Origin of the sequence: Microcystis sp. M109S1 (assembly GCF_020247025.1) — a bacterium.
Taxonomy (GTDB): domain Bacteria; phylum Cyanobacteriota; class Cyanobacteriia; order Cyanobacteriales; family Microcystaceae; genus Microcystis.
In genome coordinates this window covers 1-4,886 of sequence record NZ_JADBRW010000099.1, presented here as the reverse complement: position 1 = coordinate 4,886, position 4,886 = coordinate 1, and the positions used below count along the sequence as shown (strand labels likewise).

Here is a 4,886-nt window from a genome sequence, read left to right as displayed (position 1 = left end):
TTGAGGTGGCCAATTACCTAATTTTCAGGGAAAAAGTGCCTAAATTCCCCCCCGATCACTGCCATATCCAGTACTTTTTAATTGACAAAAGGTCTAAAAGTCTTACCCAACAAGGTTTTTAGCTTTATTCAGCAAACCCTAGTTAATACTGCTCACTTAACACATACTGCACACTTAAAAACTCAAATCTGATAACTGATAACTTACCCACTGATAACTGATAACTGATAACTGATAACTGATAACTGATAACTGATTATGACTACTTGGCAATGTGACGGTATCCCTAAAGATGGTAAACCTTATACGCAAGCGATTGCGGGAGGTCATGAACCCTGCGAAAATACTACTCCTGATTGTCCTATCTGTGGCCTGCCTAGGGAAGCGATGGATCCCGTAACAACGACGGTTAAAACCACGGTTGTGGTCTCCCCGGGTGCTACAACTAGAGTCGGCCAAAAATCTAACTGGTTACTTCCCTTCGCTTTGATAATTACCGCTTTAACCGCAGGTTTAGGGGGTTGGAGTCTATTGCAAATGCTGATTCCCAAACCCGGTAATCACGAAGTCGTCTCAGAAAAAACCCCAAACAAGCAACCCAAGACAACTTTTGTGAGTAATACGGCTAAAAATCCCGATTTATTTAGCCAAGGCGAGAAAATACTGCTTAATTCCACTCCTAACAAAGAAAAAGGCGCAGCGGCCTTTAAAAAGGAAGATTGGTCAAATGCGATCGCAGCTTACCAACCGGCAGCCACTCCCCAAGCAAACGACCCGGAGGGCAAAATCTATTACAATAACGCCAAAGCTAGACAAAAAGGTAATCAAAATACTATAGCCGTCGTTGTCCCCATCGCTAACGACCCCAACAGTGCCAAGGAAATTCTCCGAGGTGTGGCCAGGTATCAAGAGGAGTTTAATAATTCTAATCCTGGTAATCCTTTGGAAATAGTCATCGCTAATGATGGCGGTGGGCTACAATCAAAAGCGATAGCCGATGATCTGATTCAATCCGGTCAGGTTTTGGCAGTTATGGGCCACGGAATCGATCCTTTTAGTCAAAAAGCGATTGAAAGTTACGAAAAAGAAGGATTAGCGATTCTTTCTCCCCTGACTACCAGTGTTAGTCAAACGGGAAAATCAACCCTGAAAACTATTCCCCTTGAGGATAAGTCTCAGGAAGTTTTAGGTAGTTATCTGGAAGCGGTGGCCAAAACTTTGGCTAATTATGCTAGTAAGCAAGAGAATTCTCCGTCAGTGGTTCTTTTTTATAATTCCGATAGTCCCTATAGTCAAAAATTAAGGGATTCCTTTGCTAAAGCGATAAAAGAACCGGGAGGCAAGATAGTTAAGGAAATAGACACAACTAAAGCCAATTTTAACGCTAAAACCGCCATAGATCAGGCCAAAAAAGCCGGCGCTAGGGTGGTATTTTTGGCCCTGAGTAAAGACGGCGATCGCATAAATCAAGCCGTGGCTATTGCCCAAGAATCGTCAGGAATGCTCTTATTAGGCGGAAATGAACTTTATACACCCGATATACTTATTCAAGGAGCAGATAGCATCGACGGATTAGTTCTAGCAGTACCTTGGAGTTTCCAAGCAACGGATCCTTTTGCCAAAGATGCGCTGAAAAGTTGGCGCGGTCGCGTCAGTTGGCGTACTGCTACCGCCTACGATACCATGAAAGTATTAGGAGAAGCGATCGCTAAAAGTTCTGACCGTGCTACTGTAGTCGAAACTTTAAATCGAGGAATCACCTTGCAGGGAAGCACCACGGATTTTAACATTTTTAATCAAGTTCCCCTAGTGCGCGCTAATCGCGGCAATGAAGGGCCAAAGGGTTCTCAATATCAGTTCGATCCTATCTAAAATAGATAATGTGATGTCGAGGAGTAGAATCAAGTCTAATTTTATGAAGAATATCTTACCCATCCTAGCTTTATTAATGTCCGTGTCGGGAATTGCCGTGTCTTTGGGACGGGAGGAAGTCCGATGTCATCTCGGTTTAGAATCGGCAGCCTGTCCCCAGGAAGAACGAAACATCAGTGAAGACACCCCCCCAGATACCCCCGCAACTACCCCCGCAACTACCCCAGAATCTCCCCGGATAGAAGAAACTCCCGCGGAAACTACCCGCAATAGCGAAGCTTCCCCCGAAGTTTCCCCCTCTCCTGAAAGCGAAACCCCAGTAGAATTCACTCCCATCCCGGAAAATAACCCCAGTCCAGAAGTACCCCCCGAAAATCCCCCCACCTCAGAAACCAAAGCGGTGGAAAAAACTCCAGATGCAGAAAAAAGTCCCGATGTCAATCCATCTAAAGAGGGAGAAACTGAAAGCATTCCGTTAGAAGTTATTCCCCCTGAACAGTAAAATCGGACAAAATCAATTTCTTGGTTAGGATAGGCACCCATGCAAGAAGTAGTTATACTAAATCTGGTTATTAAAGACTGATTATTTATTCCCCTTTTTGCATGAGTGCATGAGTAGAAAACGGGTTTCTCCGAGAAACCCGTTTTCTGTGCGTTACTCAACGGATTTAGTATTAGATATGTGTAATTAATTGTATCTAGCTTCTTTCAGCAAACCCTAACTATTGGATTAACGTTTCTTGCGAAGTCCCATTAATCCGAGTCCCCCGAAAGCGAGAAGTCCAAAGATAGAACTGGGTTCGGGAATAGGTGCGTAGTCTTCTACTTCTCCGTGAGAGACACAGTTTCCTGCTGCTGCATCAGTGGTGTTACAGTCTGCTTTAGAGTAATATTCACCAAACGGTTTCACGTCCAAATCTAACGGGTTCCAAGTAAGACGGAAGCGACTATAAAGACCATCTGCTTTGGGATTGAATCCTAGATTATAACGCTTGGTAAAGATGCCTGGCGCTAGGGTGAGTAAATCATCAATGTAGAGTTCTGATGTGTGGTCGAAGACTCCATTGTAATTAGTATCCCACCAAGCACGAAGTTGATAAGGATTAGGATCTGGACGAGAAATGTTAAAAGTTACATCTACCCAACTATCTCCAAAAATGACTCCATCTTCATCATCTGGATCAATTGGATCAATATTACAATCTTGACAACCTCCATTTATATCATCTCCATCTGCCAAGGGAGTTGGTTGACCATCTTTTTCTGAATCCCATAACTGTCCAAGCAACTGAAGTTCACCCTCTTGATATCGCGGTCCGTCTGATGCTAACAGAGTTTGATAGTAGTTTTGAATGTTAAAAGTTCCCTTTAAAGTATCAACTGGTTTAAGATTAAAAGTCCAGCCTAGTCCTCCATCTGCTACTGCTTTTCCATAGTTTGAATCCTGTAGAAATTTCAGAAATGCTGTTCTCTCGTCTTCTGCACTAATGCGTGGGATAAAGGCAGGATTAAGATCTACCGTCCAATTCACATTGCCACCTAGAGTATATGATTCTTGGGGAACCCATTTGTTAAATGCTCCAATTGGTACTGGGTTCACAGGAAACTCAACAGTAAATGCCGAGCTTGGTTGATTCGTAAGTGCCACTAAAAAGGTCGCAGAAAAGATACCTATAGGAAGGGATTTTTTCAACGTTTTATATGCTATGGTCATTGGTTTCGATTCTTTATCAATCAGAAAAGTAACTGCGAGAATACACATTCCCCCCCCCACAACTGTATTCTAAGCTACATTTTTATAAATATTTACACTCCTCTCCGTCCTACAAAATCTGGTTATTAAAAACTGATTATTTATTCAGCCTTTTTAACTTTTTTCTCGCCGTTAGGCGGGTCGATTTTTTTGAGAAAATTGAAGTATATTAAGTTTTTTTAAAAACAATGAAACTGAAACGGTTATCGGTGATTCAAAAGTATTATAATTGTATTTGTTATCCTAAATCAATAGTTTTTGCGTGTCAATAATTATGAATAGTTATCAAACCTATTTAATCATCGATCATTCTCAGAAGATTATCCTCTCTAACTTACCCTTTAAAGCAGGAACAAAGTTAGCCATTAACATTCAAGTAGTTGAGGATGAAAAGACAGAAGCCGATTTTAAAGCCTTATTAGATAAAACCAAGGGAATCTGGACTAAAGGAGATGGCTTAGAATATCAGCAAAAAATTCGGGAGGAGTGGATATGAAACGATTAATAGACTCCTGTATTTTAATCGACCATTTTAATGGTATTACCCAAGCGACAGTTTATCTCAAAGCTCACCGAGATGAAAGTTATATTTCTGTCATTACTAAAGCCGAAGTTCTCATTGGTTTTGATGATAATAATTCCTTTGAAAAAGCAGCAGAGTTGTTAAGCCATTTTCCCCTGATAGACTTAGATGTCAACATCACTGATTTAGTCATTCAAATCCGTCGTGAACAAATCAAAAAAAAAGCAACTAAACAGCCTAACAAAAAGGTTATTCAATGGAAATTGCCCGATGCCATTCAAGCAGCGGTCGCCCTTTACTATAATCTCAAATTAGTCACTCGTAATACCCAAGATTTTGATCTCAATCAACATCCATTTATTGAGATTCCCTATACCATCTAACAATGAAACTGAAACAGTTATCGGTGATTCAAAAGTATTATAATTGTATTTGTTATCCTAAATCAATAGTTTTTGCGTGTCAGAACGTAGGTTGGGTTGAAGCATGAAACCCAACGCCCGCATGGGTTACGCTACCGCTAACCCATCCTACAAATAATTGTGCCTCCCTACTTATCCTAAATCAATAGTTTTTGCGTGTCAGTAATTACGAATAGTTAGGGCTTGCTGAAAAAGTACGGGCGAAGCATTCGGATAGAAAATCTACGGTTTCACCGATAGGTTATTGCCCGAATGCTTCGCCCCTACAGGACGCGGGCCGATGAAGACGCAAGGTTTTGAAGCACGATTCTCTCAA

Annotated in this window: 5 protein-coding genes; 4 read left to right on the top strand and 1 reads right to left on the bottom strand. The window is 41.4% G+C overall.

Annotated features, from left to right (window positions below; all coding sequences use genetic code 11):
- The first annotated feature begins 258 nt into the window (after positions 1-258).
- Together IM322_RS04795 and IM322_RS04790 are read left to right on the top strand one after the other, a co-directional pair.
- Positions 259-1,872, top strand: a complete 1,614-nt coding sequence (locus tag IM322_RS04795) for an ABC transporter substrate-binding protein (protein WP_287673838.1) — start codon at positions 259-261, stop codon at positions 1,870-1,872.
- Between the two features lie 43 nt (positions 1,873-1,915).
- Positions 1,916-2,374, top strand: coding sequence for a hypothetical protein (locus IM322_RS04790; protein ID WP_287673839.1), 459 nt, complete (start codon positions 1,916-1,918; stop codon positions 2,372-2,374).
- A 228-nt stretch (positions 2,375-2,602) separates the two neighbouring features.
- On the opposite strand, the gene IM322_RS04785 is transcribed toward IM322_RS04790, so the two are convergent.
- Positions 2,603-3,634 (bottom strand): PEP-CTERM sorting domain-containing protein, encoded by a 1,032-nt coding sequence (locus IM322_RS04785; protein ID WP_287713122.1) that lies wholly within the window; start codon positions 3,632-3,634, stop codon positions 2,603-2,605.
- 265 nt (positions 3,635-3,899) lie between these two features.
- On the opposite strand from IM322_RS04785, the gene IM322_RS04780 reads away from it, so the two are divergent.
- A complete protein-coding gene (locus IM322_RS04780) occupies positions 3,900-4,121 on the top strand; it encodes a hypothetical protein (RefSeq protein ID WP_287673841.1) in 222 nt (73 codons plus the stop codon).
- Entirely contained in the window at positions 4,118-4,531 is a 414-nt protein-coding gene (locus IM322_RS04775) for a PIN domain-containing protein (RefSeq protein ID WP_287078227.1), read from the top strand. The genes IM322_RS04780 and IM322_RS04775 overlap by 4 nt, the downstream gene beginning before the upstream one ends.
- Positions 4,532-4,886 lie beyond the last annotated feature (355 nt).